General features: G+C 55.5%; 23 protein-coding genes. 16 read left to right on the top strand and 7 right to left on the bottom strand.

Annotated elements, in window-relative coordinates:
* The first annotated feature begins 2 nt into the window (after positions 1-2).
* The 3 genes from ACNQ6O_RS13585 to ACNQ6O_RS13575 all read left to right on the top strand — a co-directional run bounded on the left by ACNQ6O_RS13585 (position 3) and on the right by ACNQ6O_RS13575 (position 2,042).
* Positions 3-776 (top strand): motility protein A, encoded by a 774-nt coding sequence (locus tag ACNQ6O_RS13585; RefSeq protein ID WP_418053765.1) that lies wholly within the window; start codon positions 3-5, stop codon positions 774-776.
* Between the two features lie 3 nt (positions 777-779).
* Positions 780-1,613 (top strand): flagellar motor protein MotB, encoded by an 834-nt coding sequence (locus ACNQ6O_RS13580; protein WP_418053764.1) that lies wholly within the window; start codon positions 780-782, stop codon positions 1,611-1,613.
* A 117-nt stretch (positions 1,614-1,730) separates the two neighbouring features.
* Positions 1,731-2,042 (top strand): PA4642 family protein, encoded by a 312-nt coding sequence (locus tag ACNQ6O_RS13575; RefSeq protein ID WP_418053763.1) that lies wholly within the window; start codon positions 1,731-1,733, stop codon positions 2,040-2,042.
* Between the two features lie 13 nt (positions 2,043-2,055).
* Here ACNQ6O_RS13575 and ACNQ6O_RS13570 read toward each other — a convergent pair whose 3' ends face one another.
* A complete protein-coding gene (locus ACNQ6O_RS13570) occupies positions 2,056-2,595 on the bottom strand; it encodes a gamma carbonic anhydrase family protein (RefSeq protein WP_418053762.1) in 540 nt (179 codons plus the stop codon).
* A 206-nt stretch (positions 2,596-2,801) separates the two neighbouring features.
* Between ACNQ6O_RS13570 and prlC the strand changes: the two genes are divergently transcribed.
* Together prlC and ACNQ6O_RS13560 are read left to right on the top strand one after the other, a co-directional pair.
* Positions 2,802-4,847 carry an oligopeptidase A gene (gene prlC, locus ACNQ6O_RS13565; protein WP_418053761.1) on the top strand — a complete coding sequence of 682 codons (2,046 nt, stop codon included), beginning with the start codon at positions 2,802-2,804 and terminating at the stop codon, positions 4,845-4,847.
* A gap of 55 nt (positions 4,848-4,902) precedes the next feature.
* Entirely contained in the window at positions 4,903-5,154 is a 252-nt protein-coding gene (locus ACNQ6O_RS13560; RefSeq protein WP_114335080.1) for a YheV family putative zinc ribbon protein, read from the top strand.
* Positions 5,155-5,321: 167 nt separating this feature from the next.
* Here the strand turns inward: ACNQ6O_RS13560 and ACNQ6O_RS13555 are convergent, their stop codons facing one another.
* Positions 5,322-6,644 (bottom strand): Na+/H+ antiporter family protein, encoded by a 1,323-nt coding sequence (locus ACNQ6O_RS13555; RefSeq protein WP_418053760.1) that lies wholly within the window; start codon positions 6,642-6,644, stop codon positions 5,322-5,324.
* 111 nt (positions 6,645-6,755) lie between these two features.
* A complete protein-coding gene (locus ACNQ6O_RS13550; protein ID WP_418053759.1) occupies positions 6,756-6,989 on the bottom strand; it encodes a DUF1653 domain-containing protein in 234 nt (77 codons plus the stop codon).
* 280 nt (positions 6,990-7,269) lie between these two features.
* Between ACNQ6O_RS13550 and ACNQ6O_RS13545 the strand changes: the two genes are divergently transcribed.
* Positions 7,270-7,491 carry a 7TM-DISM domain-containing protein gene (locus ACNQ6O_RS13545; RefSeq protein WP_418053758.1) on the top strand — a complete coding sequence of 74 codons (222 nt, stop codon included), beginning with the start codon at positions 7,270-7,272 and terminating at the stop codon, positions 7,489-7,491.
* Positions 7,492-7,494: 3 nt separating this feature from the next.
* Here the strand turns inward: ACNQ6O_RS13545 and ACNQ6O_RS13540 are convergent, their stop codons facing one another.
* From ACNQ6O_RS13540 to ACNQ6O_RS13530, 3 genes are all read right to left on the bottom strand, one after another.
* Positions 7,495-7,881, bottom strand: a complete 387-nt coding sequence (locus ACNQ6O_RS13540) for a DoxX family protein (RefSeq protein ID WP_418053757.1) — start codon at positions 7,879-7,881, stop codon at positions 7,495-7,497.
* A gap of 122 nt (positions 7,882-8,003) precedes the next feature.
* On the bottom strand, positions 8,004-8,654 hold the full coding sequence (locus ACNQ6O_RS13535) for a hypothetical protein (RefSeq protein ID WP_418053756.1): 651 nt from the start codon (positions 8,652-8,654) through the stop codon (positions 8,004-8,006).
* 196 nt (positions 8,655-8,850) lie between these two features.
* On the bottom strand, positions 8,851-10,191 hold the full coding sequence (locus ACNQ6O_RS13530) for an MATE family efflux transporter (protein ID WP_418053755.1): 1,341 nt from the start codon (positions 10,189-10,191) through the stop codon (positions 8,851-8,853).
* Between the two features lie 191 nt (positions 10,192-10,382).
* Here ACNQ6O_RS13530 and coxB point away from each other — a divergent pair, with 191 nt between their 5' ends.
* From coxB to ACNQ6O_RS13510, 4 genes are read left to right on the top strand one after another with little or no spacing between them, the layout of a single operon-like run.
* The gene (gene coxB, locus ACNQ6O_RS13525) at positions 10,383-11,507 is read left to right on the top strand and encodes a cytochrome c oxidase subunit II (RefSeq protein ID WP_418053754.1); all 1,125 of its coding nucleotides are present in this window, start codon (positions 10,383-10,385) and stop codon (positions 11,505-11,507) included.
* A gap of 57 nt (positions 11,508-11,564) precedes the next feature.
* Positions 11,565-13,148: a cytochrome c oxidase subunit I gene (ctaD, locus tag ACNQ6O_RS13520; protein WP_418053753.1), complete on the top strand. Its 1,584-nt coding sequence runs from the start codon at positions 11,565-11,567 to the stop codon at positions 13,146-13,148.
* 14 nt (positions 13,149-13,162) lie between these two features.
* The gene (locus ACNQ6O_RS13515; RefSeq protein ID WP_418053752.1) at positions 13,163-13,753 is read left to right on the top strand and encodes a cytochrome c oxidase assembly protein; all 591 of its coding nucleotides are present in this window, start codon (positions 13,163-13,165) and stop codon (positions 13,751-13,753) included.
* A gap of 16 nt (positions 13,754-13,769) precedes the next feature.
* Entirely contained in the window at positions 13,770-14,657 is an 888-nt protein-coding gene (locus ACNQ6O_RS13510; RefSeq protein WP_418053751.1) for a cytochrome c oxidase subunit 3, read from the top strand.
* A 13-nt stretch (positions 14,658-14,670) separates the two neighbouring features.
* On the opposite strand, the gene ACNQ6O_RS13505 is transcribed toward ACNQ6O_RS13510, so the two are convergent.
* Positions 14,671-14,874, bottom strand: coding sequence for a twin transmembrane helix small protein (locus ACNQ6O_RS13505; protein WP_418053750.1), 204 nt, complete (start codon positions 14,872-14,874; stop codon positions 14,671-14,673).
* A gap of 97 nt (positions 14,875-14,971) precedes the next feature.
* Here ACNQ6O_RS13505 and ACNQ6O_RS13500 point away from each other — a divergent pair, with 97 nt between their 5' ends.
* From ACNQ6O_RS13500 to ACNQ6O_RS13475, 6 genes are all read left to right on the top strand, one after another.
* Positions 14,972-15,670 carry an SURF1 family protein gene (locus tag ACNQ6O_RS13500; protein ID WP_418053749.1) on the top strand — a complete coding sequence of 233 codons (699 nt, stop codon included), beginning with the start codon at positions 14,972-14,974 and terminating at the stop codon, positions 15,668-15,670.
* Positions 15,671-15,703: 33 nt separating this feature from the next.
* Positions 15,704-16,345, top strand: a complete 642-nt coding sequence (locus ACNQ6O_RS13495; RefSeq protein ID WP_418053748.1) for a hypothetical protein — start codon at positions 15,704-15,706, stop codon at positions 16,343-16,345.
* 16 nt (positions 16,346-16,361) lie between these two features.
* The gene (locus ACNQ6O_RS13490) at positions 16,362-17,459 is read left to right on the top strand and encodes a COX15/CtaA family protein (protein WP_418053747.1); all 1,098 of its coding nucleotides are present in this window, start codon (positions 16,362-16,364) and stop codon (positions 17,457-17,459) included.
* A complete protein-coding gene (cyoE, locus tag ACNQ6O_RS13485) occupies positions 17,456-18,370 on the top strand; it encodes a heme o synthase (protein WP_418053746.1) in 915 nt (304 codons plus the stop codon). Before ACNQ6O_RS13490 ends, cyoE begins: the two co-directional genes overlap by 4 nt.
* Before the next feature lie 36 nt (positions 18,371-18,406).
* Positions 18,407-19,072, top strand: a complete 666-nt coding sequence (locus tag ACNQ6O_RS13480; RefSeq protein ID WP_418053745.1) for an SCO family protein — start codon at positions 18,407-18,409, stop codon at positions 19,070-19,072.
* Between the two features lie 91 nt (positions 19,073-19,163).
* Entirely contained in the window at positions 19,164-20,366 is a 1,203-nt protein-coding gene (locus tag ACNQ6O_RS13475; RefSeq protein ID WP_418053744.1) for a YbfB/YjiJ family MFS transporter, read from the top strand.
* Positions 20,367-20,421: the final 55 nt, after the last annotated feature.

The raw sequence follows: 20,421 nt of genomic DNA, 5'->3' as shown, positions 1-20,421 counted from the left end.
TCATGGATATTCTGACGCTTGTAGGGCTGCTTGCCGGAGTTGTGATTGTGCTGCTTGCCATGTTGGCAAACGCGTCGATTACGACCTTTCTGAATCTGCCGGGTTTGGCCATTGTTCTTGGCGGCACCTTCGCCGTTACTCTGATTAAGTTCCGGTTAGCCACCGTGGCCAGCGCGTTTCGGCTTGCGGCTAAAACCGTGTTTACCGATCGCCTTCCCCGCCCTTCTTCGTTAATTCTAGAAGTGGGTGAGCTGGGCCGGATGGTCCGTAAAGAGGGCATTTTGGGCCTCGAAGAGCACGAAGCCAGCGATGAGTTTCTGAAAAAGGCGATCAGCCTGTGTGTCGATGGCCACCCACCGGAGTTGGTGGAAGAGGCACTGCTGCAAGAAAGTCAGCAAATTGCCGAGCGCTACGAAGTGGCCGAGCGGGTATTTCGGGGTATTGGTGAATCAGCACCGGCGATCGGTATGCTGGGCACCCTGATCGGGTTGGTGCAGATGCTGAATACGCTTGATGATCCCTCCACCATCGGGCCCGCCATGGCCATTGCCCTGCTGACGACTCTATACGGGGCATTTCTTGCCCAATTGATTGCCCTGCCCTTGGCTGAAAAGCTGCAGCTGAAAGCCGAAGACGACGCTCGAAATCAAATGCTGATCATCACCTCCATCAAGAGCATCATGCGAGGCGAAAATCCCAGAGTGATGACAGAGCTTCTGTCATCCTACGTATCCCCTGAGCACCGAACCGATCTTGCGCCTGAAAAGGAGGCATAAGGTTTGTTGCTGCCCCGGCCTCGCAAACGGCAAAAAGCCAAAAACGGTGCGCCAGACTGGATCGTAACCTTTGCCGATCTGGCCACCCTGCTGCTGACGTTTTTTATTCTGCTGTTGTCGTTTGCGGAAATGGATGTGGAAAAGTACCGAGCCATGGCGAATTCCATGTCGGTGGCGTTTGGTTCCCAAAACGTTATTGGCGAAGGGATTGGAGGATCGCCGATTACGCTGGTGGTATCCAATACGGTGTCACTGCCGGAGCCATCGGACACGTTGCAAGACCAGCCAGAGTTTATTGACGAACGAGCGGAGCGGCCGGAAATCCGCCAGGTCCCGGGTGGTGTTCTGGATTTGAGTTCCAGGCTGGTGCGAGAGCTGGAACCGGAAGCCGCGGCCGGTACGTTGCAAGTGAACTATGACGAAGATCAGGTGGTGATCCGCTTTGCCGAAGAAGCGACGTTCCGGTCTGGGGATGCGGCCATCAAGCCCAGCATGATTCCGATTATTGAGCGGGTCGTGACGGTTTTAGCCGGTTGCGAGGGCGATGTGGTGGTGTCTGGCCATTCGGACGATCGCCCGATTTCCAGCAATAAGTACCGTTCCAACTGGGACCTTTCGGCCGCACGGGCGGTCTCGGTGGTGCATGAGCTGGTGATGAACCGGCAAATTCCTGCTGACCGTGTGATGGCGGCGGGACGAGCTGAAACCCGCCCATTGGCGGCGAACGATAGCCCGGAAAACCGCGCCTTGAACCGCCGAGTGGAAATCTCCATCCGAAACCCGGAGTGCCAAACAGACGAAGCGGTGGCTGATCTTCCTATCGAAATTCTGCCCTGACACCGGCTGTCTTATGCTTGCAGTGCAGATCCTCATAGTACTTTCATATAACTGAAACAGATTCAAAACCTTATACTGTGCGGCCTAAACATTTTGAATCCAGAAGGAGTGATATCAATGAGCGGACCGGATAAGCCAAAAGTTCTTGATGAAGTTTGGAGTGACGAGCGGGTAAAAAGCTTCCTGGACCTTGAGCCCTATGACAAGACGATTCAGGCAGACCACTTCGTACTGTTACGCGCCTATGAAGCCATGCGTGCCGACGATTTCGAGCGTTTTGTCGGTTTCTTTGTCGCCGCCGGTCGTAACCTGGACGCTACAGACGAGCACGGTGAAACCATGCTGGACCGTATCTCCAAGCATGGCCGTAGCGGCGATTACGCCCGCGCGCTGGAAAACGCAGGCGCCAAGGCGGCCGCCGGAAACTGAGTTCCGGCAGAGGTTATTCTGAAGCTTCGAGGTATTCGTTCTTCAGCTTCACGTAGTTGGCAGCGGTGTATTTGAAGAAGGTTTTTTCTTTGTCGCTCAGAGCCCTGGCTTGTTTGCAGGGCGAGCCGACATAGAGATAACCGGATTCAAGCCGTTTGCCCGGAGGTACCAGTGTACCGGCACCGATGATCACCTCGTCCTCGACGATGGCCCCGTCCATGACGGTACACCCCATGCCGACCAGCACCCGGCTGCCAATGGTACACCCGTGCAGCAGTGCTTTGTGTCCCACGGTCACATCGTCGCCCAGAATCAGCGGCCAACCACCCGGGTTAAAATCACTGGCGTGGGTGATGTGCAAAACCGACCCGTCCTGAATACTGCAGCGGTCGCCAATGCGGATTTTATGCATGTCGCCGCGGATAACGGTCATCGGCCAGACTGAGCAATCGTCGCCCATTTCCACATCGCCGATCACCACGGCACTCTCGTCTACCCAGGTACTTTCACCAAATTTTGGTGTGCTACCCTTGTGAGTTCGTACATTCGCCATTACATATACCTTTTACAGGCCTCGAATTGAGGGGAAGGAGTCTTTGGGAGGAGAGCTTTCAAAAAAACGCTCAAGCCATCCGTGGGCGCTTCTGCTCCGCCATCCATGGCTGCGCAAATTTTTGGAAAGCTCTCCTCCCAAAGACTCCCCCAAGTATTGGGGTTGCCTGAAAGTACCTTAAACTGAAATAGCTGAGAAGGGGACTTATGAATAACCCGTTACTAACTGACGATCTGCTGCCGAAGTTCGAGCACATTCGCACCGAGCACATGGAAACGGCGATTGACCAGATTCTCAGCAAGAACCGGATGAAGATCCAATCGCTGGCCGAACAGGAAGACCCCACTTGGGATACGCTGGTGCAGCCCATGCAGGCGATGGAAAATGACTTGAGCAATGCCTGGTCCGTGATCTCCCACCTGAACGGTGTGATGAACAACGACGACCTGCGCAAGGTGTATAAAAACTGCTTGGAAAAGCTGACCGAATACAGCACCGAAATCAGCCAGAATGAAACCCTGTGCAATGCCTATAAGAAACTCGCAGCACGGGACGATTTTAAAGATCTGAGTGAAGCCCAGCGCAAGTCTATCGAAAATACCCTGCGAGATTTCCACTTGGGCGGCGTTGATCTGCCGGAGGACAAGAAAAAGCGTTACGCGGACTTGTCCCGTGAGTTGGCCGAGCTGTCCAACAAGTTCAGTGACAACGTATTGGACGCCACCCAGAATTGGTTCAAGCACATTACCGATGTCAGCGAATTAGCCGGTGTACCGGAAAGCGCCCTCGACGGCGCTAAGCAGGCCGCTCGGCAGAAAGAGCTGGATGGTTATGTGATCACTTTGGACTTCCCCAGCTTCCATCCGGTGATGACTTACTGCGATAACCGGGAGTTGCGTCGGGAAGTTTATGAAGCCTTCGTTACCCGCGCTTCTGACCAAGGCCCGGATGCCGGCACTTGGGACAACACCCCGGTGATGGCCGAGATTCTCAAGCGCCGTCATGCGTTGGCGCAGCTGCTGGGCTTTAATAACTACGCCGAGCGTTCGCTGGCCAAGAAAATGGCCCGTAGCGTGGACGAGGTGTTGGAATTTCTGAACCAGCTGGCGGATAAGTCCAAGCCGCAGGCCGAGAAAGAGTTTGCCGAGCTGAAGGCGTTTGCCAAAGACGAGCATGGCGTAGACGATCTGCAAGCTTGGGATGTGGGCTATTACAGCGAGAAGCTTCGCCAGAAGCGCTACGACATTTCGCCAGAAACCCTGCGCCCTTGGTTCCCTGTGGATAAAGTGGTTCCGGGTCTGTTCCGGGTGGCTGAGAAGCTGTTTGGTATTCAGATCAAGGCAAAGCCCGAAGTCGAAACCTGGCACGAAGACGCCACAGCCTACTGCATCAGCCGCAACGGCGAGCCCATTGCCTGGTTCTATCTGGACCTGTTCGCTCGCCAAGGTAAACGTGGTGGTGCCTGGATGGCTGATTGCCGGGTACGCTGGCGCAATATGCAGGGCCATTTGCAGCTGCCGGTCGCCTTCCTGACCTGTAACTTCACTCCGCCGGTGGATGGCAAGCCGTCGTTGCTCACGCACGATGAAGTAACTACCCTCTTCCACGAGTTTGGCCATGGCCTGCACCACATGCTGACGCAGGTTGAGGTAATGGATGTATCCGGTATCAACGGCGTGGCTTGGGATGCGGTTGAGCTGCCGTCTCAATTCCTGGAAAACTGGTGCTGGAACCCGGAATCTCTGGCGTTGATTGCCAGCCACCACGAGACTGGTGAGCCGCTACCCGAAGATCTGCTGCAGAAGTTGCTGGCGGCGAAGAATTTCCAGTCCGGCATGGGCATGGTGCGTCAGTTGGAGTTCTCGTTGTTCGATTTCCGCTTACACGCGGAGTTCACTGACGAAGCCCCCACCAATCCACTCGACATGCACCGCAAGGTGCGTGAAAACATTGCGGTGGTGCAGTCGCCGGAGTTTAACCGCTTCCCGAACGCCTTCTCCCACATCTTCGCGGGTGGATATGCAGCGGGCTACTACAGCTACAAATGGGCTGAGGTGCTGGCGGCCGATGCCTTCTCGCTGTTCGAGGAAAAAGGCATCTTCGACCCGGAAACCGGCAAGGCGTTTTTGCAGAACATTCTGGAGAAAGGCGGTTCGCAGGAGCCCATGGAATTGTTCAAAGCCTTCCGTGGCCGTGAGCCTCAGGTGGATGCGTTGTTGGAGCAATCTGGCATTACTGGCGAAGTAGCCTGATACAATGAAAGCTGGCCGTGCTATTGCGGCCAGCTGGTTAATCTGGAGTTGAGTTATGCCGAGTCCAAAGCGTTTTATCGCCGGTGCAGTGTGTCCGCGCTGTGCGGAGATGGACAAAATTACGATGTTCACGGACGACAAAGGCGATCAGGTGCGTGAGTGCGTGGCCTGTGGATATACCGATGCCTTGTCTGAGGTTGAGCAGCCAGCGGCTCCCGAGATTGAAACCCGGGTGAATAAGCGGGGTAATGAAGACGACCATACGGTTAAACAGGTGGTGTTTTTTAAGGCTGGCTCTGAGGACTGACCGTTTTTGGAGAATGGCTTTGTAGCTTGGTTGTTTGGGAGATGGTCGGGGTTCGGGAGAGGGGGCCAAAACGGAAAACGTGGTTTTCCTGATAGTTTTGACACCCCCTACCAACCCCGAACCGCCCCGCAAAAAAGCAGGCTACAAAAGGCAGGCTACTTACAAAGTTAAAGAACCATAGCCGCCAACCACCCAAAGCCAAGCAGTGGCAAGTTGTAGTGCAGGAAGGTCGGAACAACCGTATCCCAAATGTGGTTGTGCTGACCGTCTACGTTCAAACCAGCAGTAGGCCCAAGGGTGGAGTCAGAAGCTGGGGAACCCGCATCACCCAGAGCACCGGCGGTGCCTACCAAGGCTACGATGGCCAGTGGGCTGAAGCCCATTTGCAGAGCCAGCGGAACATACAAAGCCGCGATGATGGGAATGGTGGAGAACGACGAGCCGATACCCATGGTAATCAGCAGACCGACCACCAACATCAGCAACGCCGCGAGTGGCTTGTTCTCGCCGATGGTTGCCACCGAGCCTTCTACCAGGCTGGCGATTTCGCCGGTTTCCCGCATAACCTCTGCAAAACCATTGGCAGCGATCATGATGAAGCCGATCATCGCCAGCATTTTCATACCTTCGGTGAACAAGTCATCCGCTTCTTGCCATTTAACAACGCCCGACAGGTTGAACAGAACGAAACCTGCCAATGCGCCCAAGATCATAGAGCCCAGCCAGAGCTGAACCACGAAGGCTACAACAATGGCGATCAAGGCCATGATCAGGGTTTTCGGGCTGTACTTAACATCCACCCGCTCAGTCTGGCTGATCAGTTTCAGATCGTAGTCGCGATCGCCACGGTAGCTGAAGAACACCGCAATCAGCAGACCCACCAACATGCCCAAGGCGGGCAAAGCCATAGCTGACATTACATTTAGCTCACTGGCATCCACGCCGTTGTCTGCCACGTTAGCCAGCAGAATTTCGTTCAGGTAGATGCCGCCGAAGCCCACGGGCAGGAACATGTACGGGGTGATCAAACCGAAGGTCAGTGCACAGGCCACCAAGCGGCGGTCCATCTGAAGCTTGGCCATAACGTACAGCAGCGGCGGCACAACCAGCGGGATAAAGGCGATGTGAATGGGCAGGATGTTCTGGGAAGACATCGCAACGGCGACCAGCACGCCGATAATCATGAAGCGAATGCCGGTGGCTGCGCCGCCTTCGTCTTGTTTGCCTACCAGAGCGAGTGCTTTGTCGGCCAGGGCGTGGGCAAGGCCGGATTTACCGATAGCGACAGCGAAGGCACCCAAAGTAGCGTAGGATAAAGCTACAGTTGCGCCGCCGCCCAAACCGGCGTTGAAGGCATCAATGGTGGACTCAAGAGACATTCCTGCGACAAGGCCACCAGATATGGCGCCGACAATCAGGGCAACAACAACGTGGATGCGGCACAAGCTCAGTACGAGCATGATCAGCACCGCGGCAACAACGGCATTCATGGCAAACTCCGGCTGAAAACTGAAAGTTAGCTGGCACCTCCAGGGCGCCAACGGTACGAAAAGTGGGCTAATGTGCAGGAAATGGCCGTGTCAGTCAAAGTGGTTGTGTAACTAACCTTTGGTGTCTACCCGGGCAAACCTGGGTACTTCTTCCCCGGCCACTTGGACCGTTTCGCGAAACATGCTGAGCGGGCGTACCCACAAACTGTGGTCTCCATATAGGCAGCGGTATACCACAAGCGACTCTTCGGTTTCGCTGTGCTGTGCCACGCCGATGACTTCGTAATCGCGGCCTTTATAGTGGCGGTAGCGGCCCGGAGTGATTGTTTGCGAGGATCGGCTCATGGATGTTGCCCCGTGCGAAGTGAGCTATGCTCAGTGTGTGCATAAAATTTAGCCAGTTAAACCATAGTCCCCGGCCAGTCGATGAGCAATGGTAGACGTGTTGTGACAGCTATTCTATTTCTTTTGCTATACCTGATCAGCCCTATAGCTCTGTCAGGCCCTGTGGCTTTTCAATGGCTGGAATCGTCTGCTGGCGATCTGACGCTGAACGATGTCCGCTCAGCACCCTAGACTCAATGGCGATCGCTATCCGCGAGTGAGGCCTTTAATCAGGGTTTTAGTGAAAAAGAAGTTCTGGCTGAAAATCCCGTTGCCTGTGGATAAGCGCAACCGACTTTTGGTCATTGGGTATCCGTTGCTTGATGAAGTCTCCGTCTACTGGGATAAAGGTGGTCGCCAGGAAGCCCAAGAGCATGCTGATGACGCACTTTACAGGGCCAAAAATAGTGGCCGAAATCGGGTGGTAGTCTGGCGTGATAGCCAGCCAACCACCGTCATCTGATCCTCAATTCTTGAGTTTATATCGGCCCGGCCCAAGGAAAATAACCGCTAACGCAGTAAACAAGAAGAAGCCTTGGAGCTCTAGTGACCAGCCACCGTTGCTGCTGAGTGACAAGAGCTGATGGCTGTGTACCAGCGCGATAGCCACAATCATATTGAAGACAACAATAAGCGCGCCAATGCGGGTCTGGTAGCCCAAAATGATCATCAGCGGGGCGATAATCTCACCGATGTAAACGCCATAGGCCAGGATAGCCGGCAAGTTGTGGCTGACTAATTGACTTTCAATAAATCCAATCCCGTTGAGCAATTTTGACACGCCGTGGAACAGCAGAAGGCCGCCGAGGGTGAGTCTAATAATCAGTTTTCCCAAGTCTGCATTGTCCAGCACGAGTGTTGTCTCCCTAGTGATTTCAACAAGTAAGGTGTATTCGCGGCGTTCAGTTTAGCGGGTTGCCGGGTAGCCTGAAAAGAACCGTGCAGAGTTGACGGGTAAAAGGGTCGGCGGGAAGGCTAGAGAACACTGGGCCTTAGCGAAAACTGGATGTGATTGCGGTCCAGAAGGTGTTCCCAGAACTGCCTCATCCAGTCCCACGCGCGGTTGTTGACCTGATTCACGAAGGGTTCGAGGTCGAGGCTATAGTAATCGGGTGTTCCCGCGATCTGAAGTACGGTGATGGTAATCGCATCATCCAGCTCATTGGCAAAAGGTTCGCCAATCAGCTCATGAACCAGCAGGTTGGCTCGGGTGGCTTCAAGGTCAATGAGCTCGCTGGCACGAATGGATCGGTTATTGTCGTGCATCTCTTCCATCAGGCGGTGGCACATGTAAGCCCGGATCAGTAGTCCGTCCAGACCATCGTACTGAACCAGCAAAACCGAAGGCTGAGTAAAGTATCGTGCTGCCCCGTCAATAAAAGGTCTGAACAACTCTTGTATACCGGCTTCTTGCGCGCAAGCATCCACGCACTCAATCAAGCGGGGCGCCATTTCGATGTATTCGATGGCGAATTGGAACAGGCTGGTGGCAGGATTCGAGCCGCCTACCACGATCGAGGTGGGTAACTGGTTCACCTTTTCTTTCATCTGGCGCAGAAACGTGCCGGAGCGAGCTTCCTTACGCCGAGCCTGATCAATAATCTCAAGGACTGCTTGTGGTGTCATTGCAGGAGATGCCGCTGTTTGTACGAGTTGAGGTCGCAAGGCCCCTCCTTGGTTTTACCAAGAGCAACCGGGAGCAGGAACGAGGTGGCTGGCCACCACAATACGCCTGCCATTTCTCGTTATTGTAGCCAAAATTCGCGAGAGTGCTGCGGCCGAGTGTTAAATAAAGTTTCGGCTGTTGGTGCCCGGTTTTAGCTTAGTGATGCTGAAACCAGCGATCATGACGTGTGTACTGCCAGCACAGCCAACCCATACTGGCGGCCCGGGCCAGCATCAGGCTGACCAGTGATAACCACAGGCCATGGTTGCCCCAGCCGGTTGTTAGCCACCAAACCGGAAGAAATACCACGAGTGCTGAAAACAGCATGGTGTTCTGCATCTCCCGGGTGCGGGTTGCGCCGATGAATACACCATCGAGTAAAAACCCCCAGACGGCTGCGAAAGGCAATAACCAAAGCCAGGGCAAGTACTGCCAGGCTGTGGTTTGCACGGCGTCGATGTCGGTCAACAGACTGATCAGCCAACGACCACCCAGTACGAAGGCAATGGTAAGCAGCAGTGCGCCCCAGATCGACCAGCGCAGTGCGCTGCTAAAGACGGTTTTAAATTGGTCTTTACTGTCCTTGCCAATGGCTTCGCCAATTAACGCCTCCGCGGCATTGGCAAAACCATCCAGCGCGTTGGAGATCACCAGCAGGAAGGTGATCAGCACGGCGTTGGCGGCCAGGATAATATCACCCTGTCGGGCGCCTTGGGCGGTGAAGAAAGCGAGCACCAATAACAGAGCGATGGTGCGAACCATGATGAAACGGTTCACCTGCAAGATGCGCAAGTAATCAGCGACATGGCCAAACAACTCTCGGGTCAGCTTTTGGCCTTCAGGCATGCGTTTGAGCACGATGGCAAAACCGATCGCAGTGGCGCCGTATTCCGCCATGACCGTGGCCATGGCGACCCCGCGACTGTTCCAGCCCAGTACGGTGACGAAGAAGATATCCAGCACGATGTTGATGCCGTTGGCGATGATCAGCATCACCATGGGCCCGCGGGGGAACTGGGTGCCGATCAGCCAACCGACCAGCGTGTATTGGCACAGCACGGCAGGCGCACTCCAGATCCGAATCGAGGCGTATTCAGCCGCTAGTTCAGCCACCGACGGGCTCGGGTTCATCAGATGCAAACCCGTTGCAATCAGGGGTGGATGGAACACGATCAGCAATAGCCCGATGCCAACCGCCAGCATCAGTGAGCGCAGCAATAAAGCGACCTGACGGAACGCATCTTGTTGCCCCCAAGCCTGAGCGGCGAGCCCGGTAGTGCCCATGCGCATAAAACCGAAGGTCCAGTACAAAATGCTGAATAGGTTGGCACCTACGGCCACGGCTCCGAGATATTCCGGGTTGTCTAGGTGGCCGAGCACGGCGGTATCCACCAATCCCAAGAGCGGCACAGTGAGGTTGGTCAGCATCAGAGGCCACGCCAGTACCCAGAGGCGCCGGTCTGTTGAGCTGAACAAAGTCTTATGCAGTTTATTCATCAAAACGGGCCGTTTATCTCATTTAGGTTTAAAGAGTTTTTTAGTGTTTTGCTAATCAGTGTCTACACTGACCAGTGATGTATCCATAAGCAGGCTTTCACTCGCGGACGTTTTGGTGTTGCGAGCACCGGAACCGACCGCAGAGGGATGACGCAAAATCCGACAAGAATAACACTCTGTGGAGACACAGTATGCGCGTGCATGCCAAGCGGGCAATTGCCCTAGTCGCTGGTCTGTTGCTACCGGCTGTGGTCATGGCGGACTGGACCATGAACATGACGCCGGGCGTAACCGGCACCAGCAATGAGATATTCAGCCTTCACATGACCATTCTGTGGATCTGCGTTGCCATCGGTGTGGTGGTTTTCGGGGTCATGTTCTGGTCTATCTTCGCCCATCGTAAGTCTCGGGGCTATAAACCTGCCAACTTCCATGAAAACACGCTGGTAGAGGTGCTTTGGACGGCTATCCCGTTAGCCATTCTGGTGGCCATGGCGGTGCCGGCCACGGCGACCCTCATCGAAATGTACGACACCACCGAATCCGAGGTCGACATCAAGGTAACCGGGTATCAGTGGCGTTGGCAGTATGAGTATATCAATGACGACTTTGGCTATTTCTCCAGCCTGTCCACGCCCCGTGACCAGATTGAGAACCGGCAGGCCAAAGGCGAAAACTATCTGTTGGAGGTGGACAAGCCGCTGGTGATCCCGGTGGGCAAAAAGGTTCGCTTCCTGTTGACCGCAAACGACGTGATTCACTCTTGGTGGGTGCCGGCGTTTGGTGTGAAGAAAGACGCCATTCCAGGCTTCATCAACGAAACCTGGACCCGTGTTGATGAGCCAGGCATCTACCGTGGCCAGTGCACCGAATTGTGCGGCAAGGACCATGGCTTTATGCCAGTTGTCGTCGAAGCGGTGCCGGAAGAGGAATACCGGGCTTGGGTCGCAGAGCAGAAAGACGCTGCAGAGGCAGAGCGACTGTTGACCGAGAAAGACTGGACTATGGATGAGTTGATGGCCCGTGGCGAGAAAGCCTACGCCAGTGCCTGTGCTGCTTGCCACCAGCCGAATGGTGCCGGCATGCCTCCGGCTTTCCCGGCACTGAAGGGTAGCCCCATTGCCACCGGCGATATGGCGGCGCATATCGATATTGTGGTGAACGGGGTGTCCGGCACAGCGATGCAAGCCTTTGGCGGGCAGCTGAGCGAGGTAGATCTGGCGGCAGTGATTACCTACGAGCGTAATGCCTGGGGTAATAACACCGGCGATATGGTCACGCCGAAAGAGATCTTTGATTACAAAAATAAAGAGTAGTTGACGCCAGATAACAACAATCACCAGCCATAATAAACGGCGGTAACGGGGGTTTTCATGAGTGCGGTTGCAGATACCCACAGCCAAGAACATCACCACGGCCCGGCCAAAGGCATCAGCCGTTGGCTGTTGACCACCAACCATAAGGATATCGGGTCTATGTACCTGATATTCAGCTTCGCTATGTTCTTGCTGGGCGGCAGTATGGCGATGGTGATCCGGGCCGAGTTGTTCCAGCCAGGTTTGCAGATTGTTCAGCCTGAATTCTTCAACCAGATGACCACCATGCACGGTCTGATCATGGTGTTCGGTGCGGTTATGCCAGCCTTTGTCGGGCTGGCCAACTGGATGTTGCCGCTAATGATCGGCGCGCCCGACATGGCCTTGCCACGGATGAACAACTGGAGCTTTTGGCTGCTGCCTTGTGCGTTCCTGATTCTGGTTTCCACGCTGTTCATGGAAGGCGGTGCGCCCAACTTCGGTTGGACCTTCTACGCGCCTTTGTCCACCACCTACGGGCCTCCGAGTACCACCTTCTTCATTTTTGCCATCCACATCATGGGTGTGTCATCGATCATGGGTGCGATCAACGTTATCGCCACCATCCTGAACCTGCGGGCTCCGGGCATGACCTTGATGAAAATGCCGCTGTTCGTCTGGACCTGGTTGATCACCGCGTTTCTGTTGATCGCAGTGATGCCGGTATTGGCCGGTGCGGTCACCATGATGCTGATGGACATTAACTTCGGCACCAGTTTCTTCGATGCCTCGGGCGGCGGCGATCCGGTGTTGTTCCAGCATGTGTTCTGGTTCTTCGGGCATCCGGAGGTGTACATCATGATCCTGCCGGCGTTCGGCGCTGTTTCTCATATTGTGCCGGCGTTTTCTCGCAAGCCCTTGTTTGGTTACGCCTCTATGGTTTATGCCGTGGGTGCGATTGCATTGCTCTCCTTCCTGGTTTGGGCGCACCACATGTTTACCGTTGGCATTCCACTGGCGGGCCAGCTGTTCTTTATGTACGCAACGTTGCTTATCGCGGTACCCACCGGGGTGAAAGTGTTCAACTGGGTCACCACCATGTTCCGAGGCTCGTTGAGTTTTGAGGCGCCCATGCTGTTTGCCGTGGCCTTCATCATTCTGTTCACTATCGGCGGCTTTTCCGGTTTGATGCTGGCCATTGCACCGGCAGACTTCCAGTATCACGACACCTACTTTGTGGTGGCTCACTTCCATTATGTTCTGGTGCCGGGTGCCATCTTCGGCATCTTCGCCTCGGCCTATTTCTGGTTGCCTAAATGGACCGGCAACATGTACGACGAAACCCTGGCCAAAACCCATTTCTGGTTGTCATTTGTCGGCATGAACCTGGCGTTCTTCCCGATGCACTTTTTGGGGCTGGCGGGCATGCCGCGGCGGATTCCCGATTACGCGCTTCAGTTCGCTGATTTCAACATGGTGTCGAGCGTCGGGGCCTTCATGTTCGGCGTTACCCAGCTGTTGTTCCTGTTCATCGTGGTCAAGTGTGCACGGGGCGGTGAGAAAGCAGCGGCAAAGCCGTGGGACGGTGCAGAAGGTCTGGAATGGACCGTGCCCTCGCCCGCGCCTTATCACACCTTCACGACACCACCCGAAGTGAAGTAATCAGGAGTTTCGTCATGGCTGATCAGCAGCAAGGCAAACGCAGTAACAGCCGGGTTATAGCTTGGTGCATGGCCGGTGTTGTGGGCATGTTTGCGTTTGGGTTTGCCCTGGTTCCGTTGTACGACGTGTTCTGTGATATCACCGGAATTAACGGCAAGACCAGTGGTCGTTATGAGGCTGGCACCAGTGACCAGGTGGATGAGAACCGGACAGTCACGGTGCAGTTTCTGGCCAGTAACGGACCGGGTATGACATGGGAGTTCCGCCCTGTGGTGCGCAGCGTAAAAGTGCACCCTGGTGAAGCGGTAACGGTGAATTTCTTTGCCTCTAATCCGACGGATAGCAACATGGTGGGCCAAGCAGTGCCCAGCCTGTCGCCATCGGAAGGCACCTTGTACTTCCATAAGACCGAATGTTTCTGTTTCAACCAGCAACCGCTGGAGGCCGGGGAAAGCGTGGAAATGCCGCTGGTTTTCATTGTGGACCCGGAGCTACCTGAGCACATTACCAAGCTGACGTTGTCTTACACCCTGTACGATCAGGGTAAGCCCGTGAACGTTTCTGGCCCTGCAACGGCAGACACAATAACCAACAATAACGGCTAAGCCATCGGAGAGAACTATGGCGGATCACCAGACCTACTACGTTCCCGAACAGAGCAAGTGGCCCATCATCGCCACTGTTGGCCTTGGGGTGACCCTCTACGGTGCCGCTTCCATCATGGTCAGTGGTAATCAGGGCGAAAGCACGACGGGCTCATGGGTCATGTTCTGGATTGGCGCCATGATTATGGCTTACATGCTGTTTGGCTGGTTCGGCAGTGTGATCCGTGAAAGCCGGGCGGGCCTGTACAGTGAACAGATGGACCGTTCGTTTCGCTGGGGCATGAGTTGGTTCATCTTCTCTGAGGTGATGTTCTTTGCCGCCTTCTTCGGAGCACTGTTCTACGTGCGGGTGTTCGTGGTGCCCTGGCTGGGGGGCGAGGGTGACAAAGGCAGTACCAACATGCTCTGGGAAGGCTTCCAAGCCAGTTGGCCATTGGTCAACAACCCCGATCCACAAGCGTATCAAGGACCGTCAGAGGTGGTTGGGCCTTGGGGATTGCCGTTACTCAACACCATTCTACTGGTGACATCCTCGTTCACCGTGACCATTGCCCACCACGCCTTGAAGGCCGGCGATCGCGCCAAGGTGAAGCTCTGGATGGCGCTGACCATTGCGCTCGCCGTGGTGTTCCTGTTTGTTCAGGGTTACGAATACGCCCATGCATACAACGATCTGGATCTGACGCTGCAGTCTGGTATCTATGGCAGTACGTTCTTCATGCTGACCGGTTTCCACGGGGCCCACGTTCTGTTGGGTACCATCATGCTCACGATCATGCTGATTCGGATCACCAAAGGGCATTTTACCGCAGACAACCACTTTGGCTTTGAGGCCGCGGCTTGGTATTGGCACTTTGTGGATGTGGTCTGGCTGGGATTGTTCGTGTTTGTTTATGTGCTTTGAATGACAAGCGCCATCATGGCGTTGGGTTGAGGGTAATGGATCCGGACCAGAGCGCGATCAACAGCAGGGCGAGCAATATCACACTCAAGGCGACCCGGATGGCTAAAGAGTTCACAACGCGCCGGGATTTGCCGCCATCGTGGATCAAGAAAAACAGACCGCTGAACAAGCTCACAATGACTGCGATCAGCAGTAGGACGATGGCAATTTTGAGCATGGTGTATCCCGTTGTTGTCGATCTTTATGGAGTGAACAGCGCCGGGTTAAACCGGCAGCGTGTATTCACTATAGCAAAGCATGGGTAGATCGTTTTGATGGAACGCCGATGGCATTTTGATTGGCGTCTGCTTGTTTTCAGCGGGTTTTTCCTACCGCTGCTTCTGAGTTTGGGTGTTTGGCAATTGAACCGCGCTGGGGAAAAAGAAACCCTGTTGCAAGCCTGGCAGCAACAAGCGACCGATACGTCTTGGCCAGAGTTGATTGCTGGTGACGCCCAGCCAGGCCTGCCGGTATCCCTTACCGGCTTTTACGGTGAGCAAACATGGTTACTGGATAATCGAACTCGAGACGGGGTACCCGGCTACGAGGTGTTGACCGTGTTCCGACCGCTTGAAGGGCCGGCGGTGGTGATTAATCGAGGATGGGTTCAAGGCGCACGCACACGAGATACCTTGCCTGAAATCGATACACCCAACGCATTATTTACCTTGAAAGGGCGCTTGGCAGAGTATCCGGAGCCCCCTGTGTTGGCCGATACAAAATCTGCAGCCCGCACTTGGCCAAGACGCGTACAGGCTTTGTCGAAGGCCGATGTTGCCGTGTTCGTTGATGAGCCGGCTCCGATAACCGTGATGTTAGCCGATCCGCAACAACCTGGAGCCTACCGGGCTGATCGAGTTCCGGATGTTATGGGGCCACAAACTCACTATGGATATGCGGTTCAATGGTTTGCGCTTGCCGGAGTGCTGACTATATTGACTGTAGTAGCGAGTTATAGGCGCAGCGAGACATAACAATAACGAATGACTGAAAGGCAGGACCCGACAATGACAACGACAACGGCTGACTCCGTGAGTGGGCGTGATGCCCCCAGCGCGGAACAGGTTCGCCGTGGCCGGCGCACAGCAATATTGCTGTTTGCTGTTGGCTTCGGGCCTATGGTTCTAGCAACCATCATGTTTTACACCGGCTGGCTCAACCCGGCAGGCATCACCAACAGTGGTGAACTGCTGCAGCCTGTGGTGTCCGTGCAAACCCTGAACCTCGAAACCGTCAGCGGCGAACCCCTTGCTGAGCGGTTCGGAGTGGAGAAGGTCGATCCTCAGTGGCTAATGCTGGTCGCGGCCGGAAACTGCACCGAGGCCTGTGAAAAGCTGCTGTATTTGGCCCGCCAGGTGAACATTGCTCTGGGCAAGAACGCACCGCGAGTGAGTCGCGCGGCCTGGTTGGGCACGACCCCGGCAGCCTTGGAAGCCCGCTGGAATGAAGAATATCAGCGGATGGAACGGCTACAGCAGGTGCCCGGTACCACCCCCGTGTGGCCTGAAGGCGTTAACCCGGACACGGAAGCCCGGATTTTGCTGATCGACCCTTTCGGCAATGTGATGATGCATTACGGTGCTGAACACACCGGCAAACAGATGCTGAAAGACTTAAAACAGCTGCTGAAGTTGTCGCAAATTGGCTAAGCGGGAGGTCAAAGCGGTGAAGCAGACTCCAACAGACGTTCTCGCCCGTAAGCTGGCAACATGGTCCACCCTGGCCTGCGCCCTCGCCGTGGTGGTGATCATGCTCGGTGCCTGGACGCGCCTTGTGCATGCCGGGCTTGGCTGCCCGGACTGGCCGGGTTGCTATGGTTTTCTTACCGTGCCCCAAGGCGAAACCAACATCGCCATCGCGAATGCTCGCTTCCCTGAGACCCCGGTGGATGTCGCCAAAGGCTGGCCAGAAATGATCCACCGATATGCGGCCGGTACGCTGGGGTTGGTGGTCTTCGGGCTGGCTATTGCCGCCATACGCCATCGTCGGGAACAATTGCCTGTGCGTTTGCCGCTGTTCATAGCCGGGTTCATTGTACTGCAGGGCGCTTTCGGCATGTGGACGGTCACTTTGAAGCTGTGGCCTCAAGTGGTGGCATTGCACCTGCTGGGTGGCTTTACCACGCTCAGCCTGCTTTTGCTGCTGACTTTGAGGCTGCGCAAGCGCGCAAACCTACACAGTTTGTCGGCCGGCGTGGTTGCTTTAAGCCTCAGCAGGCTTCGACCATGGCTCTACGGCGGTTTGTTATTGGTCGTGCTTCAGATTGCGCTGGGGGCCTGGACCGCCGCCAATTACGCGGCAGTAGCCTGTACCGATCTGCCGACTTGTCAGGGCCAGTGGTGGCCGGACGGCATGGATTTTCAGCATGGTTTTGATATTGCCCAGCAGGTCGGCCCGAATTATCTGGGTGGGCAACTGACGGATGATGGCCGGGTTGCTATACATGTGACGCACCGGCTGGGGGCCGTGATTGTATTGCTTTACCTCAGTCTCCTGCTGGTTAGACTCTGGCGGCAGCGGGGCAATAGTGGTCTTGAACGAAGCATCGTGTTGGTGGTCGGGGTGCTGGCGCTTCAGTTCAGTCTGGGACTGGCCAATGTCTGGCTGCATATTCCATTGGCCATCGCCGTGGCCCACAACGCGATGGGCGCCGGGCTTTTGCTATCAATGATTAACCTGATTTGGCGGCATACCCAATTGCCGCATTCAAAAGCAGTGAACACATCCCATACAACAACCATAAATCGGGAGGTAACGGCATGAGCGAGCAAGTGAAAGCGCTGCCGGTGCAAGAGTCTACTGGGTCAACACACATTTCGTGGCGCGATTATCTGGAACTCACCAAGCCACGGGTTGTGGCTTTGATGATCCTTACGTCGCTGATCGGCATGTTGCTGGCGGCTCCGGGAGTGCCCGGCTGGAGTGTTCTGCTGTTCGGTAATCTGGGAATAGCGTTGCTGGCCGGTGCCGCAGCAGTGGTCAACCACGTGGTGGACCAGAAAATCGACACTGTGATGGCACGTACCCGCAAGCGCCCGGTGGCGACTGGCCGGATTGCGCCCTTTGATGCGATTCTGTTTGCCGTGGTGCTGGCGGCGGCCGGAATGATTGTGCTGATGTGGCAAGTGAATGAGCTGACGGCATGGCTTACGCTGGCTTCATTGGTCGGCTACGCGGGTATCTACACGTTGTTCTTGAAACGGGCCACGCCCCAGAACATCACCATCGGTGGTCTGGCCGGGGCTATGCCGCCACTGCTGGGCTGGACCGCGGTAACCGGTCAGGTCGAAGGCCATGCTCTGTTGCTGGTCTTGATCATCTTCGCCTGGACCCCGCCACACTTTTGGGCGCTCGCTATTCATCGCAAAGAGGAATACGCCAAAGCGGGCATCCCGATGTTGCCGGTCACCCATGGCAACAAATACACCGAACTGCATATTGTGCTGTATACCGTGATGTTGCTGGTGGTCAGCCTGCTGCCTTTTGTCACCGGCATGTCGGGCGGTATTTATCTGGTGGGTGCACTGGCGCTCGGCTTGAGGTTCTTGCAATATGCTATCCGCTTGCTGAAAGATGATGATCGCCGAGTCGCTATGGACACCTTCAAGTATTCCATCGTGTACCTGATGGCGTTGTTCGTGGTGTTGCTGGTGGATCACTTCGTCTTTTTCTGAGCAGTGAGCATCACATTGATCTGACTGGGAGGCACCATGGGGCGTTCGTTGCGCTTTACGCTGATAGTGTTGTTTCTGGTGGTGGCACTGGGCTTCGGCCTGACGGTCGGCCGGCAGGTGTTTCTGGCAAACAATGAGCCGGCACCGGCGCCGAATCTCAGTGAATACAATACTTATGTGTACGATCAGCCTCGAGAGCTGACGGAGTTCACCCTGATCAACGAGCACGGTGAAACCGCCACGCGGGAAGATCTGAAAGGCCGCTGGACCTTCGTCTTCGTGGGTTACACCAACTGCCCGGATGTTTGCCCTGCGGCCATGGCGAACCTGCGCCAAACGGACAAACTGCTGTCTGCTGAACTGCCCCAGCCGGATTACCTACTGGTGACCGCAGATCCGGAGCATGACACCCCGGAAACACTGAAAGCCTATACGGGCTTCTTCGGCGAACATTTCCACGGCCTGACCGGTGAACTGGATACACTCAGAGCACTGGCTAAAAGCCTGAGCGCTGTCTTCGTTCATCGTGAAGTGGGCGGTCAGCTGCTGGTCGATCACAGCGGACACTTCGCGCTGCTAAACCCTGATGGCAAGCTCCAGGCCCTTATTCAGCCACCGCACAACCCGCAGGAACTGGCAGCAGCCTTTGAACGCATTTACCGCTGGGCCAAGGCGAATCACCCCAGAGCTGAGGGCACCTGATTGTGTTGGGCCAGGGTCCCACTGACAAAAACAACTGTCTACCTTATACTCCGCGGCTATAACTTAATTCTTGCATGGCCGGGCTGTAACCATGACTTCCTCATCGCACGTTTCCAGCAAACAGCTATTCACCGTGTTATTGGCCGGCGGTTTGTTGCTGTTGGTGGTGCATACCCTTGGCCGCTTTATATACACGCCCTTGTTGCCTTATCTGGTGGCTGATAATCAGATCAGCGCCTCCCAAGGTGCCGCCGTGGCAACCTGGAATTATCTGGGTTACCTGATGGGGGCCATGCTGGCCATTCGCTGGCATCGAATCGATCAGATCCGTTTCCTGTTACCGCTGTTTATGGTGGTGCACGTCATTACAACGCTGATCATGACTCAAACCGACGACCTAACGGTGATGTCTGTGATTCGCTGGATCAATGGCGTGGCAAACGGCGTGATTTTCGTCCAAGCGCCCGCTTTGATTCTGGAATGGCTGGTGTTGCGTAACCGAGCCTCGTTGAGTGGTTTGGTGTATATCGGTGTCGGTACAGGGTTGTTGGTATCCAGCGGCTTGGTATCGGGCACAGCGGATCTCCTCGAAGGCGCCCAGCGCTGGTGGCCGGCTGCTCTGGTCTCTATTCCTCTGGGGTGGTGGGGCGTGCAGCAGCTGCGAAAACTCGACGTTCCCGTTCGTGAGCAAGACGATTCCGGCCGAGCTATCACCACCACACCCCTATTGGACCGGGCCAGTGTGCCTTTGTTTCTAAGTTACGCCGGCGCGGGCTTGGGGTACATCCTGCCCATGACCTTTTTGCCGCTGCTGGCCAACCTCGAGTTGCCTGCCGATCACTTTTTACAGGATGGCACCTGGATGATCGTTGCGATTGTGACCATCCCTTCGCCCTGGCTTTGGAACAAACTCGGTGCCGTGATCGGCGATCTGCGGGCTTTAAGGCTAAACTTCATTATCCAGCTGGCAGGCGTGCTTGCTGCGGTTCTGTGGCCCGGCGCTGTTGGTTTGGTGTTGTGTGCGGTGCTGGTGGGCAGCACGTTTGTGGGAACGGTCCTGCTCACCCAAAGAACCGGCCGGGCTTTGCACCCTCACCAAGGCCCAAGGCTGTCGGCAGCAATGGTCGCGCTGTATGGTTTTACCCAAATGGTTGGCCCGTGGCTAACCAAGCAGTGGCTGGACGCCGGTGGCACTCTGTTGTCTGCATTCGGCATCGGTGTAGCGGCTCTGGCATTTGGGTTAGTGTTTGCGTTCTTTGTGCCTCGTCCTGAGGTTTGGCATTCAAGGGCATAGTCTGGCCCAGGACTGCTGGTTGTGCGGGATTGATCGGGGTGGGGGGGTATTTTTT

Origin of the sequence: Marinobacter sp. SBS5 (genome assembly GCF_048285575.1) — a bacterium.
In the GTDB taxonomy this organism is placed as follows: Bacteria; Pseudomonadota; Gammaproteobacteria; order Pseudomonadales; family Oleiphilaceae; genus Marinobacter.
This window is presented reverse-complemented; position numbering and strand designations above follow the sequence as displayed.